This window comes from Streptomyces sp. x-80 (assembly GCF_046549095.1).
GTDB classification, from domain to species: domain Bacteria; phylum Actinomycetota; class Actinomycetes; order Streptomycetales; family Streptomycetaceae; genus Streptomyces; species Streptomyces celluloflavus.
Window position 1 is genome coordinate 446,158 of the sequence record NZ_JAJPWM010000007.1, and the last position, 17,244, is coordinate 463,401.

Annotated in this window: 16 protein-coding genes and 1 pseudogene; 11 read left to right on the forward strand and 6 right to left on the reverse strand. The window is 69.4% G+C overall.

The genetic code is table 11. The features are described from left to right. The first annotated feature begins 306 nt into the window (after positions 1 to 306). Both ACLJWH_RS17240 and ACLJWH_RS17245 read left to right on the forward strand, forming a co-directional pair. A complete protein-coding gene (locus tag ACLJWH_RS17240; RefSeq protein WP_411142578.1) occupies positions 307 to 795 on the forward strand; it encodes a plasmid mobilization protein in 489 nt (162 codons plus the stop codon). Beyond that, positions 792 to 2,483 carry a relaxase/mobilization nuclease domain-containing protein gene (locus tag ACLJWH_RS17245; RefSeq protein ID WP_411142579.1) on the forward strand — a complete coding sequence of 564 codons (1,692 nt, stop codon included), beginning with the start codon at positions 792 to 794 and terminating at the stop codon, positions 2,481 to 2,483. Before ACLJWH_RS17240 ends, ACLJWH_RS17245 begins: the two co-directional genes overlap by 4 nt. A gap of 33 nt (positions 2,484 to 2,516) precedes the next feature. On the opposite strand, the gene ACLJWH_RS17250 is transcribed toward ACLJWH_RS17245, so the two are convergent. Continuing rightward, on the reverse strand, positions 2,517 to 3,002 hold the full coding sequence (locus ACLJWH_RS17250) for a hypothetical protein (RefSeq protein ID WP_411142580.1): 486 nt from the start codon (positions 3,000 to 3,002) through the stop codon (positions 2,517 to 2,519). 18 nt (positions 3,003 to 3,020) lie between these two features. Further along, on the reverse strand, positions 3,021 to 4,472 hold the full coding sequence (locus ACLJWH_RS17255; RefSeq protein WP_411142581.1) for a helix-turn-helix domain-containing protein: 1,452 nt from the start codon (positions 4,470 to 4,472) through the stop codon (positions 3,021 to 3,023). 207 nt (positions 4,473 to 4,679) lie between these two features. Between ACLJWH_RS17255 and ribA the strand changes: the two genes are divergently transcribed. The 4 genes from ribA to ACLJWH_RS17275 all read left to right on the forward strand — a co-directional run bounded on the left by ribA (position 4,680) and on the right by ACLJWH_RS17275 (position 9,361). Beyond that, positions 4,680 to 6,293, forward strand: coding sequence for a GTP cyclohydrolase II (gene ribA / locus ACLJWH_RS17260; RefSeq protein WP_411142582.1), 1,614 nt, complete (start codon positions 4,680 to 4,682; stop codon positions 6,291 to 6,293). A gap of 281 nt (positions 6,294 to 6,574) precedes the next feature. Further along, entirely contained in the window at positions 6,575 to 7,651 is a 1,077-nt protein-coding gene (locus ACLJWH_RS17265) for a glycosyltransferase (RefSeq protein WP_411142583.1), read from the forward strand. Then, entirely contained in the window at positions 7,651 to 8,757 is a 1,107-nt protein-coding gene (locus ACLJWH_RS17270) for a hypothetical protein (protein ID WP_411142584.1), read from the forward strand. Before ACLJWH_RS17265 ends, ACLJWH_RS17270 begins: the two co-directional genes overlap by 1 nt. Then, positions 8,717 to 9,361 carry a hypothetical protein gene (locus ACLJWH_RS17275; protein ID WP_411142585.1) on the forward strand — a complete coding sequence of 215 codons (645 nt, stop codon included), beginning with the start codon at positions 8,717 to 8,719 and terminating at the stop codon, positions 9,359 to 9,361. Before ACLJWH_RS17270 ends, ACLJWH_RS17275 begins: the two co-directional genes overlap by 41 nt. A gap of 2 nt (positions 9,362 to 9,363) precedes the next feature. On the opposite strand, the gene ACLJWH_RS17280 is transcribed toward ACLJWH_RS17275, so the two are convergent. Beyond that, positions 9,364 to 9,921: a hypothetical protein gene (locus tag ACLJWH_RS17280; protein ID WP_411142586.1), complete on the reverse strand. Its 558-nt coding sequence runs from the start codon at positions 9,919 to 9,921 to the stop codon at positions 9,364 to 9,366. A 146-nt stretch (positions 9,922 to 10,067) separates the two neighbouring features. Here ACLJWH_RS17280 and ACLJWH_RS17285 point away from each other — a divergent pair, with 146 nt between their 5' ends. The 4 genes from ACLJWH_RS17285 to ACLJWH_RS17300 all read left to right on the forward strand — a co-directional run bounded on the left by ACLJWH_RS17285 (position 10,068) and on the right by ACLJWH_RS17300 (position 13,371). Then, positions 10,068 to 10,553, forward strand: coding sequence for an NUDIX hydrolase (locus tag ACLJWH_RS17285; RefSeq protein WP_411142587.1), 486 nt, complete (start codon positions 10,068 to 10,070; stop codon positions 10,551 to 10,553). A 31-nt stretch (positions 10,554 to 10,584) separates the two neighbouring features. Next, positions 10,585 to 11,640 (forward strand): glycosyltransferase family 4 protein, encoded by a 1,056-nt coding sequence (locus ACLJWH_RS17290; protein WP_411142588.1) that lies wholly within the window; start codon positions 10,585 to 10,587, stop codon positions 11,638 to 11,640. Between the two features lie 512 nt (positions 11,641 to 12,152). Then, positions 12,153 to 12,587: an NUDIX domain-containing protein gene (locus ACLJWH_RS17295; protein ID WP_411142612.1), complete on the forward strand. Its 435-nt coding sequence runs from the start codon at positions 12,153 to 12,155 to the stop codon at positions 12,585 to 12,587. Between the two features lie 7 nt (positions 12,588 to 12,594). Continuing rightward, positions 12,595 to 13,371 carry a phosphotransferase family protein gene (locus ACLJWH_RS17300; RefSeq protein WP_411142589.1) on the forward strand — a complete coding sequence of 259 codons (777 nt, stop codon included), beginning with the start codon at positions 12,595 to 12,597 and terminating at the stop codon, positions 13,369 to 13,371. 363 nt (positions 13,372 to 13,734) lie between these two features. Here the strand turns inward: ACLJWH_RS17300 and ACLJWH_RS17305 are convergent, their stop codons facing one another. Beyond that, the gene (locus tag ACLJWH_RS17305; RefSeq protein WP_411142590.1) at positions 13,735 to 14,571 is read right to left on the reverse strand and encodes an SLATT domain-containing protein; all 837 of its coding nucleotides are present in this window, start codon (positions 14,569 to 14,571) and stop codon (positions 13,735 to 13,737) included. A gap of 636 nt (positions 14,572 to 15,207) precedes the next feature. On the opposite strand from ACLJWH_RS17305, the gene ACLJWH_RS17310 reads away from it, so the two are divergent. Further along, positions 15,208 to 15,666: a MarR family winged helix-turn-helix transcriptional regulator gene (locus tag ACLJWH_RS17310; RefSeq protein ID WP_411142591.1), complete on the forward strand. Its 459-nt coding sequence runs from the start codon at positions 15,208 to 15,210 to the stop codon at positions 15,664 to 15,666. A gap of 167 nt (positions 15,667 to 15,833) precedes the next feature. On the opposite strand, the gene ACLJWH_RS17315 is transcribed toward ACLJWH_RS17310, so the two are convergent. Both ACLJWH_RS17315 and ACLJWH_RS17320 read right to left on the reverse strand, forming a co-directional pair. Next, entirely contained in the window at positions 15,834 to 16,616 is a 783-nt protein-coding gene (locus ACLJWH_RS17315) for a transposase (protein ID WP_411142592.1), read from the reverse strand. 46 nt (positions 16,617 to 16,662) lie between these two features. Further along, positions 16,663 to 16,917, reverse strand: a pseudogene (locus ACLJWH_RS17320) (transposase); the annotation flags it as partial. Positions 16,918 to 17,244 lie beyond the last annotated feature (327 nt).

Consider the following 17,244-nt stretch of genomic DNA (forward strand, 5'->3'; position numbering starts at 1 on the left):
GAGGGACGAGGAAATCAACCGCCCGAAGCGCGGTCCCCAAATGCAATGAGTCGCGGGGACCGGTCCCCGTCCCCACCCCGGACCAGGACACGACCGCGCCCCGCCCCAGTCCGGAGGGGACCGCCTGCACACAACCACCGCACACTCACAACCCACCGCCCCAGAGGGACCCCCATGCACCAACCGCACCCCAGAACCCCCACCGACCCCAACGCGGAAACCGCCACCCCCGCCCCAGGCGGAGCAAGTTGGAGGTTCGGACACTCCCCCACAGGGGGAGCACTCGAACCCGGCTCCGCCCCTGAGGTGGCGGGACCGGTCCGGCACCAGGGGGTGCCGGACGGTGAGGCTGCGGCCGAGGGCGGACCGCAGCCGGACAAGGCCCACGGCAAGGCCAAGCCCCGAGCACGAGCACGCCTGCGCGACAAGAAACAGCGCCCCGCGCTGAGTGTCCGCCTCAACGACCGTGAGCGCGCGATCATCCAGAAGGGCGCCGATACCTCCGGTATGAGCATGGCCGGGTTCCTCGCCCACTCCGCTCTGGCCGCCGCCCGCGACCAGTCCCGCACCGCCGCCGCCATCGCCGACCAACGCGATGTGCTCACCGAGCTGTTCACCGCCCGCCGCCAGCTCGGCTATGCCGGCAACAACCTCAACCAGGTCGCCAAGATCCTCAACTCCGGCGGCGAACCACTCCACCTCAACGAGGCGATCACCGACATCCGGCGTGCGGCCCGGACAGCGCAGACGGCCGCCGAGCGCGTCATCCGTCTCACCGAGGGCGAGGCTGCTTGATCCCCCGCATCCACAAGCAGGGCGGCAAGACCCTCGGTCTGCTCGCCTACCTCTATGGCCCCGGCACCCACGAAGAACACCTCGATCCCCACCTCGTCGCCTCCTTCGATGGCATGGCACCCGACCCCGGCCGCGATGCCTCCGCCACCAAGAGAGACCTCCAGCAGCTCCTCGACCAGCCCCTCCGCCTCCTGGCCGCGGACCGGCGCCCCGAGCAGCACGTGTGGCACTGCTCGGTACGGGCCGCACCCGACGATCCGGTACTGACCGACGAACAGTGGGCCGACATCGCCCGCCGCATCGTCGCCGCCACCGGCATCGACCCCGGCGACGGAGCCGGCTGCCGCTGGGCCGCCGTCCGCCACGCCGACGACCACATCCACATCATCGCCACCCTCGTACGCGAAGACGGCCGCCGCCCCGACCACCACCGCTCCGGCAAACGCGCCCAAGCAGAGGCCCGCCGTATCGAAGCCGACTACGACCTGCACCGCATCACCCCTGGCGACGGCACCGCCGCCAAACGCCCCACCAGTGCCGAACGCCACAAGGCAGAGCGTCTCGGCCAGAAGGCAGCCTCACGTGAGCTGCTGCGCGAGCACGTGCACCGTGCTCTGGCCGGCGCCGCCGACGAGACGGAGTTCTTCGACCGGCTCACCGCCGAGGACGTCCTCGTGAAGAAACGCGTCGCGCCTTCCGGGGATGTTCTCGGCTACGCCGTCGCGCTCGACGGCGATCACAACGAGACCGGTGAGCCGGTCTGGTACTCCGGCTCCAAGCTCGCTCCCGACCTGTCCCTGCCCCGCATCCGGAAGCGGTTCACCGCTCCCGCCGACGCAGAGATACCAGCGCAGCCCACGGCTCTGGACCGCAGTGGCGCTTCGGCTCCGCTACGCGCCCGCTACGGCGCCGTCCAGGCTACCGATTCGGCCCTCACCGCCATGGAGTCCGGCAACGACCGCACGGCAGCGGCGCACCTGATCGGAGTCGGTGAGGTCATCGGCGCCCTCGCCCAGACCACACACGGCGCTGCGCGGAGCGAGCTGCAAGAGGCGGCACGCCACTTCGAACGCGCCGCACAGTCCCGTATCCGCGCCGAGAACGAGCAGATGTACGCCCTGCGGCGCACGGCCCGCCAGATCATCCACTCCGGCCCTGCCAGCAGCGTCGACGGCGCCGGCACCGCCCTCCTCCTCGACCTGATGATGCTGGCCGCCGTCGCCGCCGCGCACTGGCACACCGCCCGAGGCCGCGCCCAGCAGGCCGAAGCGGCCCAGCGCGCCGCTCTCCACCTGCGTGCCGCCTATGAGGCCACCGCGGCCGCCCCGCTCGCGGCACTGCGCGCTCAGGGCGAGCGTCTTCCCTCAGCGAACCGGCAGCGGCACACCATCACGATCCGTACCGTCCTGCCGCACCTCGCGGACCGGCTGCTGGCAGAGCCCGGCTGGGGCCGACTGGCAGCGGTCCTCGACCAAGCCGAACGCGCCGGCCACGACACCACGGCCCTGCTGGCCAAAGCCACCGGGCAACGCGAACTCGACAGCGCCGAATCAGTCGGCGACACCCTGGTCTGGAGGCTGCATCACCTCGGGTACATCACCGTGCCGTCACGGCGCGTGAAGCCGAAGTGGGCTCCTGCTCCTGCGGTGGTCCTCCGGAACGAAGCGGCCCCACCGCGCCGACGGTGACCACCGCGGTGACTCTGTCCGAGAACACGACGGTCAGCCGGCGCGGGCCGTACCGACGGGCCACACCACATCCACGGGAATTCCGGCGCCCCGGGCCTCGGTGACCACGTCGGCGGTGCCGCCCTTGCCGGTGGGCGGCTCCCCGTTCCATACAGCGACGAGACGGTCAGCCCGCTCCAGGAGCGCGGCGTTGGCCGTCTCGTACGCCTGCCGGTTCGCCGTCTCGTGGTCCATGACGAGGACCTCACCCGCGGCCTCGACCAGCCGGTCGAAGAGGGGAGCGTGATCAGGTTTGACCTTCTTCTGGCGGTAGTCGCGTGACGGGATGAGAACGACCAGGCGACCGCCGGCGGCCAGGACCGCCTCGGCGAACAGGGAGTCGGAGCCCCTGGCAATGCAGGAGACGCCGACGAGCGTGTCGTCGGCGCGCTGCTGGAGCAGCTGCTCCAGGGCCTGGCGGACCAGCGGAACGCTGTCCTCGGTCAGGTCCATGTGTCCGGTCACCGCGATGGTGGTCACGGGCTCTCCCCTCCGGTGTCAGTTCGACAGCAAGTCGCGGATCTTATCGCGGGCCTCGCGGACCGGCCTGGACGCACTGTGTCCCACGGTGTACGGGTACAGCGCGCTGAGCTGGCTGCGGACGCGGCTGGACCGTGTGGAGCGGGCCGCGTCGACCGCGTGATGGACTTCGTTCACCGCGCCGGTCAGATCGCCGCGGAGGAAGTGGCATTCGGCCAGGCCGATGCGGTCCAGGGCGTGACTTCGACCGGCCTCGGGGCCACGCGTGGACAGGGCCTGCCGGATCTCGGCCGCCGCCGTGTCCGCGTGCTGCTCAGGGCTCCGGCGTGCGAGGTCGAGGAGCCGGCCGCCGGTGACGCCTGCCAGCTCGGCCTCGTCGAAGTAGGCGATCCAGTACGGCTCATGCCCCGGCTCCGCCGCCGCGAGAGACTCCGCGGCCTGGGCGGTGGCGCGCTGGAAGGCGGCGGTGCGGCCCATGGCGGACAGTGCCCACGCCTCGCGGGTGTGCAGCATGGCGCGGACCCGCGGGCCCGCGACGCCGCGTGAGCCCTCCTGGGCAAGCCGGACGAGTTCGAGGGCGTCGTGTGGTTTGTCGCGGTAGAGCATCTGTCGTGCCATGCCCGCCAGGACGTTGGCGCCGAAGATCTTGTCCCCTCCGGCGTGGCAGGCCCGCAAGGCCAGCAAGTAGTACTCCTGGGCCCGTTGTTGCAGCCCGGAGTCCCAGGCCATGGTGGCAGCGGTGCCCGCGAGCTGGGCCATGACCTGGTAGAGGCGCTCTTCCACCGTGGGTGCCTGGTGCTCGTCAAGGTGAGCGGCGACCTCGCTCAGCTGGCCCAGGACGGCCTTGCGGCGCAGACCGCCGCCGTAGCGGTGATCCCATGCCCGGAAGGCACGGGCAGTGGCATCCAATTCGTCGACCTCGCGGACGCCGAGGCGTCCGCGTCGGCGCGGCGGCGTGGCCGATGCCGCGGGCCGAAGCCATCCCTCCAGAGGATCGAGCAGGGAGGCACCGGAGATCGCGGTTCCGGCGAGGGCGCGGGTGACCGCGCGTCGGTCCATCACGAGATCGCTCCTCGTCAGATCGGCGGCCAGGGCCACGGTGGCATCCGGCTGCCAGGGGACCTCTTCGGTCGTCGACCGCCGGTCCGTCGGCCGCCATGACGGGCCTTGCTCCGACTGCCGGGTTTCCCAGGGACGCGGCGCGAGACCGAGGAGGTGCCCGGGAATGCGCAGTCCGTCGGAGATCCGGCGGATGACGTCGAAGCTGGTGACCTGCTGCCGACCGCCGATGATCGTGGAGACCTTGCCCGGTGTGAGGTGACAGGCCGAGGCGATGCGGTTCTGGGACAGGCCGCCGTACTTCTTGATCAGGGCGAAGGCGGCTGCGAAGTCGTGCTCCGCCAGGGCTCGGCGGAGGTCCTCGCGTTCGAGGACGCCGTGGTCGAGCAGGCCGGGGGTGGTGGCGTCCATGGGGCCAACTTCCGATGCGGTCTCAGGCACGATCAAGCCTCGCACGAAGCCGGGGGCGAGTCCATTCCCACCTCGGTAACACCCGCTGGTCATACCGCAGTTACTCCGACGCCCCGACGCTTGGCGAGTGCCGGACAGCCCATCCATCCGCCCGGATGCCGAGGGCCGCGCAGATCCCGGCCGACTGGCTGGCGAAGGAGTCCTCCCATGGCAGCGCACCACCGGTTCACGCTCTCCGTCGTCTCCACGCCCGCTTCGGCCTGCGAGGCGCGGCACCGCCTCCTGGCACAGGTCCGCTCCTGGGCCCTGCCACTGGAGGAGGAGACGCTGTCCGGCATCGAGCTCGTCGTGGGAGAGCTCCTGGCCAACGCGGTCCGTCATGGCGGACCGGGACCGGCCGAGGCCGTCGCCACCTGGACGGGCCGGGACCTGGTGGTCGAAGTACACGACCGCGCAGCGGCGTTGCCGGCTCGCTCCGTACCGGCGGACGACGCCGAGTGCGGGCGCGGACTGCTGCTGGTCGACGCCCTCTCCGACCGGCACGGTGCCGACCCCACGGAGACCGGCAAACGCTGCTGGGCCGCCTTCGGCCTACTGGACGGCCAGCGCAACGGCACCACGCACCTCCCGATCCCCGACGACGAGGAGAAGCCCGTGAACCCCTCTGCTCAGCCCGCCATTCCGGTCACTCAGGCGGAGTCCGTCGTACCGCGTGTGATCGACCGGTTCGCCGGCCGATGGGAGTTCCTGTCGAACTACTCGCCCGCCGAAGTCCATCTCGACCAGCGGCGCTATCCCACCGTCGAGCACGCCTATCAGGCCGCCAAGACTCTCGACACCGCGATCCGCGCGCGGATCGCGGGAACCGTGGACCCGGACGAGGCCAAGCGGCTCGGCCGTCGGTACGCGGACCGCGCCGATTGGGAGGAGTCCAAGGTCTCGGTGGTGCGGGCCCTGGTGGAGGAGAAGTTCCGTGATCCGCATCTGCGTGCGTTACTCCTCGGCACCGGCGGCGCTGAGCTGGTCGAGGGCAACGAGTGGGGTGACGAGTTCTGGGGTGTCTGTGCCGGGCACGGCCAGAACACCATGGGGCTGATCCTGATGGCGGTACGGGAGCAGGCCCGGCGGGAGGCGCATCCCGAGGAGGCGAAGCAGCCGTCGCCGGGCGGTTCTGCCGATGTCAGCGGCAGTATCGGGTGTGCCGCGCAGGCGAGCATCCCCACGGCCCACGGCACGTTCACCGCCTGGGGGTACCGGAGCGTCCTTGAGGGCGGCGAACACCTCGCGCTGACTCTGGGGCGGGTCCGCGACGCCGACCAAGTGCTGGTCCGGGTGCATTCCGAATGTCTGACCGGCGAGGCTCTCGGTTCCCTGCGCTGCGACTGCGGGCCGCAACTCGATACCGCCATGGCCGAGATCGCCGCCGTAGGCACCGGGGTCATCCTCTACCTCCGCGGCCACGAAGGACGAGGGATCGGACTGCTCGCGAAGCTGCGGGCGTACGCCTTGCAGGACGCCGGGTTCGACACCGTCGACGCGAACTCCTCGATGGGTCTTCCGGCCGATGCCCGTGATTACCGGGTGGCCGCGCAGATCCTGAACGACCTCGGTGTCCGGTCCGTACGGCTGCTGTCCAACAATCCTGACAAGACAGCCGCGCTCACCGCGCTGGGCGTCGAGGTGTCCGAGCGGGTACCGCTTCTCGTCGCCCCCACCATCCACAGTCTCGGCTATCTGCGCACCAAGCGGGACCGGATGGGGCACGACCTGCCGGACCTGTCCGAGTCCGTGGCGGCGACCCGTGCGGAGCGTGTGTCATGACACGGCCGCAGGCGGCAAGGAAGCCCCACCGTGCTGAAGTTGAGCCCGGAGCCCTGGCCGGTTCATGGGCCCAGGCCGGGTACACGCCCCTTGAGGTGGTGGTCGAGGTTCCCCTGGCCACGCGGCGGGTGCGGCTCGCCGCCCCCGGTCGTCCCGGCTGGGTCCACCGGGGTGGCCGCTGGCAACCCGCTCCGGCACGGGCCCTTATCGCCCTCCTGGCCCGAACCCCTGCGGCCGTAGGCCCAGCCCGGCTACTGCTCTCCGAGCGCGGCAGGTCCCGGGTGTTCGCCACCTTGCTGGAGGCCGAGGTCGCCGATCCGTGGACGGTGACCGGCTGGCTCGGCTGGCCCGACATCCGCCCGTTCCACTCCACGCCACCCACAACCGCCGAGGCACTCGCGGCCCGCAGCAACCACTACGGAGCGCTCGACCACGCCGCGCACGCCCTGGGGCTCGGCCCGATGGACGCCTTCCGCACCCGGCCTCTCCCGTGGCGGGCCGGCATCAGCGTGGTGATCCCGGCCCGCGACGTCCACGACGTCCTGCCCGACGTGCTCTCCGCGCTCACCGCCGCCACCGCCCGGCTGACCGCCGACACTCCCTGGGAGGCGATCGTCGTCGACGACTCCGGCACCCCGCCGCTACGCCTGCCGGCCGGCCTTCCGCCGCAGATCAGACTGGTCCGCAGCGACACCCGGCTGCACTGCGGAGGCGCCCGCAACCACGGCTTGGCCCGCACCCGCCACGGACTGATCGTCTTCTGCGACGCCGACACCCACCTTGCCCCCGACTACCTCAACCAGCACATCGCCCGCCATCTCCTCGCCCCCAACCTGATCACCGTTTCCCTCCGTGAGCAGATCCCCGCCCATCTGCCGGTTCCCGGGCGGTCCCCGGACGGCAGCCGGGATTCCCGGACCACCGCCCGCTACGTCCCCGGCCGCCTCGGCCTGCACCCGGTTCAGGCCCCGGTCACCGTCCGGCCGCTCGACCAGACCCTCGGCTTCCGCACCTTCGGCCACGGCCGGCTCCTGGGCCCGGTGGACCTCCCCTTCATGGTCAAGGGCAACAACCTGGCACTGCCCGCCACGACCGCCCGCTCCCTCGGCTTCCCACCGGAGTTCACCGGCTGGGGCCCCGAGGACGTGTGCTTCGCCGCCAAGGCCATCGCCCGCGGCTCCTACGTCATCCCCGTGCTGTCCACCGGCGTCTTCCACCGCGCACACCCGCCCCGCTCCGGCAGCGCCGAGCAGCGGGACGCCGAACTCGCCGCCAACCTCGGCCACTACGCACGCCGCCTCACCGAACCCGCCGGCCGGCCCTGGCAGTCGGCCGGAACCCGGGCGGTGCAGTCCTGATGCCTCTCGACCACACGGACGCCTGGCACCCCACGGTCAACCCTTCCGCCCGGATGCCCATCCACCACCACCGGCACCATGCCGTGCTCGGCCACGGACACGGCATCCTCAACGAGACCCCACGCCGCCGGGGTGGCACCACCCTCCGTCTGCCCCGCATCCACGACGGCCGTCTCCACGTCCTCCAGCTCGCCGGCCCGGAGCATCTGGCCTTCGCCCCATGGTGGCTGCCCGCCTCGGACACCGTCTCGGTCCAGGCCATCCGCGGCCTCTACGATACGGCGCTGGACCACCCTGCCCCGACCCGCCGGGAACGCACCGTCCTGGCCCACCTGCGCGACGACTTCACCGCCCGCTGCACCCGCACCGGTGACCGCCTCACGGTGGGCGAGGCCCTGTGGCAGGCCGCCGACACCCTGCACCGCGCCGTCGTCCCTACCCTGCCCGAGCTGACGCTCACCAGCCTCACCCGATCCCCGGTACGCCACATCCTCACCGGCGCCCTCGCCCAGGTCCCCGGCGGCCTGCTCCCCGCCCTCCAGGGCTGGGCCCGGCAGGAACAGCAGCCCATGTTCCCCCTGCTCGCGGTCGCCACCAGCCCGCACGGCATCCCCCTGCGGGTTCGCCTCCACGCCCGGACCGGTCGCCTGGACACCACTCCCCTGACCGCCGGCTCCGCCCGGCCCACCCCGCTCACCGAGGACGGACTGCTCGCGCTCCTCGAAGCAGGGCGCCTCATTCCCGGCGCCCGCCTCACCGCGCTCGCCGAAACCGCCCAACACCTCACTGGGCAACGCGTCCGTCACTTCGGCAACGCCTACGGTCATCACCGGACCGCGGCCCGGCTCCTCGAAGCCCCGACCGCGACCGCCATCCCCTGCTGCCCTGACGATCAGGACTCCTGGCACTACGCCGACCTGCCGTACGAGAACCCCACCCGCTACCCACTGCACCTGATCGAACTGGCCGCCTGCGACCCGGCCGCCCACCGGGCCGCGTCGGCCCTCATCGACACCGCGCTCCTGCGCGGAGAACCCGTCCACCTGGAGCTGAAGGGAGACCTCGGTGAAACCGTACGCAGTGGAGGGGCTCGACTGCTCCGGTAAGAAGACCGTCACCCGCCTGGTGCGCGAGCAGCTGCTGCGGTACGGCCTGGAGTCGCGGATCGTCATCGGCCCGCTCGTCGGCGGCGGCCTCGGACGCCTCGACGCCCGGCTCGCGGGCATCACCACCGCGGTGCCCCCAGGCAGCCCGACCGACCTGTTGCGCCGGAGTCTCTACGTCGCCGAGCCGGTCATCGACCGCGCCCTGCACCGCCCCGGCCCGCTGCCGGTCCTCAAGGTCAGCACCCACTTCCGGGCCTGGGCCCGCGCCGAGCGGGAGGGCGACCGCTGGATGTCCCGCGCCTACGCCGCAACCGCGCCCGCCCACGTCCGGTTCGCCGGCGCCACCCTCCTGCACACCGGCTTCCCCACCCGCCTCGAACGTCACCACGCCGACGTCGCCACCGGCCGCACCACGAAGAACACCCAGCGCCGTTTCTTCGGCCCCGACCCCAACGCTTTCACCGTCTGGCACGACCTCCTCGACCGCCTGATGACCGCCCACGTCCCCCACGTCCTGCGTCTCAACAGCACCGCCGCCGAGCCCGCGGAACTCGCCGCACACATCGCCCTGCACGCCGCCACCTGCTGGGAGGCCACCCCGTGACCTCAGCCCCGCACCCGGCCGATCAGGTACTCCCCATCCGGCCCGTCACACACGTGCACCAGATTCCGCAGCAGATACTCGCCGGGCCGACGGTCGAGAAGGACATGACGTACGTACGTCTTCCACCACTGGAGCACACACGCTTCCTGTCCGCCGGAGAGCAGCCACACGTCCACCTCCTCGGCCGCGAGGTACGCCACCAGGTCGGAACGGACCCGGCCGAACTCCACCGTGGTCGTCGCCCCTCCGTACACCGCGTCCACTCCCTGCTCCCCCAGCACCAACCGGCGCTCCGCACCGACGCTGAACCCCAGCCCCTCCACGGCCAGCCGCAGCACGTCCCGCGTGGCCGACGGCCCCGCCGGCAACGCCTGGGCGGACGCCGCGAGCAGGGCCGCCGCGGCTTCGGGCCGGCACACCGTGCCCCGGAAGGCGGACTCGGTCGCCGACCGCTCGGCGACCTGCACCGCGGCCCGCCGGACCGCAGGACGCCACGCACAGTCCACCTCTACCGGGTACGAGGCGCAGCACATCGCCGCCAGCGCCGATAGCAGAGCCACGGCGCGCTCCCGGTCGACCCGGCTGTGCGGTCCATACAGTGCGTCAGGCTTGCAGAACACCACGGGCATACCGCCGACTTCACACCCAGAACCCACGCCCCCACAACCCCTTCCTGCGCACCCCACACCACTCTCCCGGAGAGCCGATGACCACCTTCCGATGGATCACCACCCCCCTCCCCGTGCACCTCCCTGTCCGGCAGGTATACGGCTTCTGCTTCGACGGCACCGGCCGCGTCTTCCTCCGCGAGGACGCCGGACGCTACGGTCTGCCCGGCGGAAAGCCCGAGCCCGGCGAGGACGCCCCCACCACGCTGGCCCGCGAATGCGACGAGGAAAGCCAGATCACCATCGGTCCCCCGCGCTACCTCGGCTACCAGGAAGTCACCGACGACGGACAGCCGCCCTACGCCCAGCTCCGCTACGCCGCCCGCATCACCGCATTCCTGGAACGCCGCCCCGACCCCGACACCGGCCGCGTCTACGGCCGCCTGCTCACCCCGCTCAACAAGGCCCCCGCCCTCCTGAACTGGGGCATCGACGGTCTCCTCCAGTCCGCGGACGCCGTCCACGCCGCCCGCGAACTCGGCCTCGACCCCACCGCCGAACGCGAAGAAACCTGGCGCAACTGACCTTTCCCGCCTTGCCATTGAGGAGTTCGCCATGCGATGGCACTTCCACTACCCCAAGCGCACCAGCTTCTACCCGCCCGACTACGAAAGCCCCGGCCTCGGCGGCTGCGAAGCCTCCCTCGTCCTGCTCACCCGCGCCCTGGCCGCCCGGGGCCACCAGGTCGAGGTCTTCAACTGCTGCTACAAGCCCGGCGTGTACGACGCCGTGACATGGCGCATGACCTGGGAACTCACTGAAGCCCCCGCCCCGGACGTAGCCGTCGCCGTCCGTTTCGACGAAGCCCTGTGGCCCACCGACTCCAAGGCCGGCCGCCACCTCTTCTGGATGCTGGACGACCGCACCCGCGGCCCCGCCGCCTTCACCCGCTCCTTCGGCGCCCAGGGCGGCACCGTCGTCCTCGCCTCCCAGGCCATGCAGAACCGGATCAACGCCACCATGCTGCCGATCCCCACCCGCCTCATCCCGCTCCCCGTCGAAACCGACCGGTACACCCACCCCACCGGCAACCGGGCCAACATCTGCCTCTACGCCAGCATGCCCAACCGGGGCCTGGACGCCGCCCTCACACTCTGGCCCCGCATCCGCGCCGCCGTCCCCGACGCCGAACTCTGGATCACCAGCGGATGGCAGCTCTGGGGCTTCACCAACTCCGAATCCGACGACCGCTGGCGCCAGATACTCGACCCCGAGAACCTCCCCGAAGGCGTCCGCCTCCTCGGCCCCCGCCCCCGCGCCGAACTCATCGAGATCCAGCAGCAGGCAGCCCTCACCCTCTACCCCTGCCGCTTCCCCGAGATGTTCTGCCTCGCCGCCGCGGAATCCTCCACCGCCGGCACCCCCGTCATCACCAGCCCGATCGACGCCATGACCGAACGCGTCCACCACGGCCGCACCGGCATCCTCATCGACGGCGACATCGACCACCCCGAAGTCCGGACCCACTTCGCCCAGGCCGCCATCAAACTCCTGACCGACCCTGACCACCGCGACACCCTCGCCCACAACAGCCGGGCCTCCACCACCCACCTCGCCCCCGACCTCATCGCCGCCGCCTGGGAAACCCTCGCCCAGGGCAGGACGCCGTAAGCCAGGCGGCATCTCACAACCGCAGTGCGCCGGTCCCCGTTCTGGCAGCGGGCGGATCACCGACGGCCACGGGCGTGGCAGCCGCCCTGGCTTCGGGCACCGCAGGGGCTCTTCTCGGCATGCCCTGATCGCCGCCGCGGTCGTCTCCACCCGGTGGACCGGCCCCCGTGCTCCGCGCTCGCCCCTCGCAGGCGTCCTGCTGTACAGCCCCGTTCTCGCCGCCCAAGTCATCCAGCTGACCCCAGCCCTCCACGCCGCGGTCTTTCCCACGACCAGCCACATATCGCCACTCCTCCACCTCACCCGCAGCAGCACTGATCGCAAGCAGCCCTGCCCAACCGTTCATCCGCCTCGCCGGTACCTGACGGTTGATCCTCGGTCGCATCGCACGACACCCGAACACCTTCGGCAAGACTGAACGCTGATGCAACACTCATTCCGCGCCGGGAAGTTGGACCATCACGTGACCGAGCCCCCCCACCCCCGAAATCCACACCTCCGCCAAGGCCGTCATCCTCCACGACGGCCACGTCCTCCTCGTGCGAGCCGTCTGGGACGACCAGGAGTGCTATTTCCTTCCAGGCGGCGGCCAGCATCCCGGGGAGAATCTCGGCGACGCCGTCCGACGCGAAGTCGACGAGGAAGCCGGCCTTACTGTTACCGTCGAACGACTGCTGTGGCTCCGCGAATACATCGGCGCCAACCATGACCACCCTGTTAGCGAAGCCAAGACGCACCGCATCGAAGCGATCTTCCTGTGCACCCCCACCAGTTCCCCCGGCCAACTCGGCGGCCACGCCCAGGACGAGGTTCAGACCGGTCTGGAATGGGTGCCGCTGAGGAACATTCCGGCCCTCAACCTGCTGCCGCGGGCAATCCGTCAGCCCATCGCCACCCTCGCCAAGGCACCCAAGTCCCCCGACAGCTATCTCGGCGACGTTGCCTGACAGCGCCATGAACGACATAGACGGCCGAGTCCCACCAAGCGCCCGCGAGATCACCACCGGCCAGGCCAACCGCGTCTGGTCGGTGGACGGACCGACGCCATACATCCTCAAGCACTACGGCGACCCGAGCCGCGCCGCAAACGAAGCCGCAGCTCTCCGCCTCCTGGCCACGCACGACGCCCCAGCTCCGCAACTCCTCGCCGCGTACCGGTACAACACCCCGCCGTGGACCGCACAGACCGCACTCCACGCAAATCCTGTACCTGCCGATCGCTACCTGGAGGACCTGGCCGAACCGTTGGCCGCCATCCACCGCATCCCCGGTACCCACTTCGGCCGCCTCGCCGGCGCCCGACAACACCGCAGCTGGAGCAACTACCTTCACAACCGCCTGCACACGTATGCAACAGCCGCCCCAACCCTGCGCGCTACCGCCCTGCTCCTCCACCAAGAAGTCGAGGCCGGCGAAGACTCCATCCAGCCAGTGCTGCTCCACCACGACCTGCGGCCAGGCCACCTCCTGCGCGAACCGGCGGGTTCCCGACTCCTCATCGACTGGGAGCTGGCCACTTTCGGCGACAAGCATTCCGACCTCGGCCGCCTCGCCGTACGTCTCGATCTCGACGACCCCACACCCGTACTCGCTCTCGCCGCCCGGTCGGATCCCACGACCGAGAGCCGGATCCATCTTTACTGGCACATCCATCTGCTCGCCGACGCCGCGCTGAGCACCGACCCCGTCGTACGAGAACGGGCATCCGTGAGGCTGCCGAGGAGACGGTGAACGCGACATCCCCACCTCCGCACTACCGCGCCACTGACGGCCTTTTCATGGTCGGCGTGTACAACCAGTCTATGGACCTCTGCCTGCCGCTCGGCGAGTTCGTAATGAGCCAGAGATGCCAGGAATTCACCGCCTTCCGCGAGGACGAGGCGGCACGGCTTGCCTGCCTGCACTCGGCCAGGGAACCGGCTCGTGGAGCGCGACCCACGGCCGTAGTTGGACGTGACTGACGCGGCCTGGCGTCCCAGCTAATGAAGGCGCCGCCACGTCACAGCAGTCCTTTGCGAAGCGCAGGCAGGCCGTTCTCTGGCACACCATCAGGTCGCCGAGAAACGGCCTGCCCCATTGGCAGTAGGTGGTAGCTCAGACGGCCTCTGCATTCCCTTCATGCGGCTGATCAAGCTGCTGTTCGCGCTTGCGTTGCTCAACCCTCAAAAGTTCGATTTCCTTAGCGAGCTTGGCCAGCCTGCCGGATTCGTCAGGGTCGTCGTAGGGATAGATCCCCAATTCGAAAGCTGTTGCGTGATGTTCGATTTCGTCCGCTGTCTGCTGCAGATAGAAAGCCCGCTCGCGCCACTTGTAGTACCCGGTGAAGCCTGCTGCCGCACCTACCGCAAGCGTAATTCCCATAGCCCAATATTTAAGCGGTGCTGGCGTATCCGCGAGCGCGGAGACAGAGGTTCCACCCAGCGATCCGAGGATGATAATCGATTGGGCGAGGTTATGCCTCCTTCTATATTTCTTTCCGTCTTTACGTAGGCTTTCGAGTTCTGCAGGGATGGAATCTTTGTAGGAGTATTGGCGGTCGGGGACTGGAAGACCGAGCCGGGCGGCATCCAGAAGGCGAAGTTCTTCCGCTGCTTCCAGCTCGATTTTTAGTTCCCGCGGTGTCCTATCGTAGTGTTTTTTCCCATCATCCCTCGCCTTCCATTCCATTCCCCAGACCGCACCGAAGGTAGCGATGCTGAGCACAAAGACGGGAATGGCAATCTTATTCGCAAGGGCGATAGAGTCCCACCCGACAGCTACGTTCGCAATGACGAAAGCGAAGAGCAGGGCGACGGCGAGGGATCCAGCTAACCAGCGGGTGACCGTTTGGGCGGTCCTGATGCGTAAGGCGACTCGAATTTCAGCGATGTTTTTCTTGTGCCTGATGAGGGCCTCGACCCTGGCTGCCGTGTCCCGTGGAGTAGCCTCCATCGTCCCTGTCCTTTCTTTCTGCGGGTGTTTGTGGACCGTCAGAGGTGGATGAGGGTTGGGAGTCTGTCGACGACTTGCCGGACCATCCGGCACTGCGTCACCGGGGAGGGGGCTGGCCTCCCCCTCGCGCCGTACGGGACGAGTGCTTCGCTGAGCCGCAATGACAAGAAATGCTCCACCGGCAACCCCGACAAGCGTGATCAATGAGCCCATGCCGACAGCGACTAAGAGTGGATAAGTGGCTTCCAAGGCCCTCCCTATTGGCTCGTGACCGCGCTTCAGTTTCGCTCGCCGAACTGCAAGGTCTACGTAAAGTCCTTAGTGCATAAGATAGTTGAAGCACCGATCCTGCGGGGCTCGGTTGTCAGAGATCCAGCCTTGCCCGAATGGGGAAATTTATTCGTTTTCAGGAGGTGTGTTCACGCCTCATCCCGGGGGAGGTGAGGCGTGCTGAACGCTGGAGGCTCCCAACAGGCCCTGCGCGGTCTCGGCCCTAGTACTACAGCCGGTGGTTTCACGGTGAGTGAGCAGCGACCTCTCGGAGGAGTCGACCGGTACGCCCTTGACCTCAAGTCCGGTTGAGTTTCTACGGTCGATCTCGTCGAACCGACTCAGACAACGACAGGGATCCCGGCCATGGAGTACTCGCACGGCGACGCCGACCTGATCAAGCAGCCCATCGGCTACTGGAGTTGGGCGGCCTACAAGGCTGTCATCACTCGCACCCGGGCCGCCCTGGCCGGGATCGGTACCACCCAACCGCAGTGGTGGGCCCTTGCGCAGGTGGCAAGGGCCGACACCGTCAAGACCCGTGACGAGGTGTCCCGCCTCCTTCGGAACTACCTCGACGCCGGCCCGGAAACCATGGAGTCAGAGATCGACACGATCATCGCCCAGGGCTGGATCACCGAGGATGTCGAGGGGCGCCTGGGCATCACGGCTGAGGGCAGGGTGTTCTACGACAAGGCCGCGGCCCTTCAGGACGAGCTCTGGACGGAACGGCACGCGGGTGTCTCCGATGAGGAGTACCTGACCACCATCAAGGTGTTGCAGCGGTTCATCCGCAACACGGGCGGGCGAGCTTGGCACCACTAGTGTTGCGGCCGGTGGTTTTACGGTGGGTGAGCGCGGACGGGTGCGGGTGCGGTAGTGGCTGGCGCGGGCTCGGGTCTGGTGGCGGGTACGCCAGCGGTGCCAGTGCATGACGAGCCAGGTCCGGGCGGGGGCGAGGACGATCCGGTCGTACAGGCGGCGGATCTCGTTCAGGCTCGGGGGATGGATGACGTCGGCGGGGCGGGTATGTGGCGGCTCCGGATGGCGGTGAGGAAGGCCATGGCAAGCATGCACACGGTGGTTTTCCGGTACCACGAGCACCACTTGCGCACCTCGTGCTCGTCCAGGCCGACCTGGCCCTTGGCGGCCTGGAACGCCTCCTCGACCATCCACCGCTGTCCGGCGGCCGTGACCAGTTCGGCCAGGGTGGTGCCCGGGGTGGTGTGGCACAGGAAGTAGGCGACCTCGCGGACGAGCTCGCCGGTCTTCTTGTCCTTCTTCTTGGGCACGGTCGAGCGACGGATCAGCAGATGCCGTTCGAAGTTCTCAGCTGTGTGCGCGAGTTGGACTCCGGCCCAGTCGCACTCGCGCGGCCCCTTGGCGCCGTCGGCGCACGAGCGGCGCTCGAACGCCTCCTCGGGCACCACGGCGTATAGCTCACGGGCCTGCCGGGTGCGGCCGTCCGGCAGCGGCAGTACCTCGACTTTGGGCAACGCCAACACGTAGCGCACCCGGCGCTCTTCCAGCCAGGTGCGCAGCGCGCGGCACTGCCCGTACGCCTCGTCGGCAAGGAAGTAGGTGAACGGCACGCCGACGCCCAGGGCGCGCTCCAACATGCGCCAGGCCAGCTCCGGTTTCGTCGCCACCGTGGTTGTGTTCGCGGGTGGGATGCCTTGCTCGGCGCAGCGGCGCTTGTGTTCGGCGGTGGTGCCGGCCCAGGCGCGGCCGAGGTAGAGCCCGCGGTCGATGAGTGCGCCCCTGCCGGGATCCATAGGACAGGTGCACGCTGACCTGGGCATTCTCGATCCGGCCCGCCGTGCCCGTGTACTGCCGCTGCACCCCGGCGGTCTTGGTGCCCTTCTTGATGTCACCAGTTTCGTCCGCGATCAATACAGCGTCGTCGGCCGCCAGGGCAGCGACTGCGTAGTCGCGGACCCGGTCACGAAGTACATCGGCGTCCCAGGCCGCCTTTGCGAGAAATCCCTGAAGCCGGTTCGGGTTCGGATGCCCGGCGAACTCAGCGAGCTGCCACAGGTTTTTGCGCGGTACCTCGCTGAACAGCCCACGCACCATCGCCCGCAGATTCTCCCGCGAGGCCGGACGCACGAACACATCGTCCACCGATGCGCACAGCACCTCCAACTCCCCGTCCAGCGCCCGGATCTCGGCCTACTCAACTCGCCAGTCCGCACAGCATCCGGCGGCAGCATCAGTCTCACGAACGGAGCAATGAGCAACCCGCCGTCACGTTACGTGAACAACCGGCTGTAGTACTAGTACTCCAGCCGGACTTTGATGTTTTTCCTGGTCAACGGCTTGGGTTTGGGGAGTGTAGTGGGGTGGTGCTGGAAGCGGGGCGGGTTCGCCGGGCCTGTCCCGCGAAGGAGTGGCTGCGCCGTG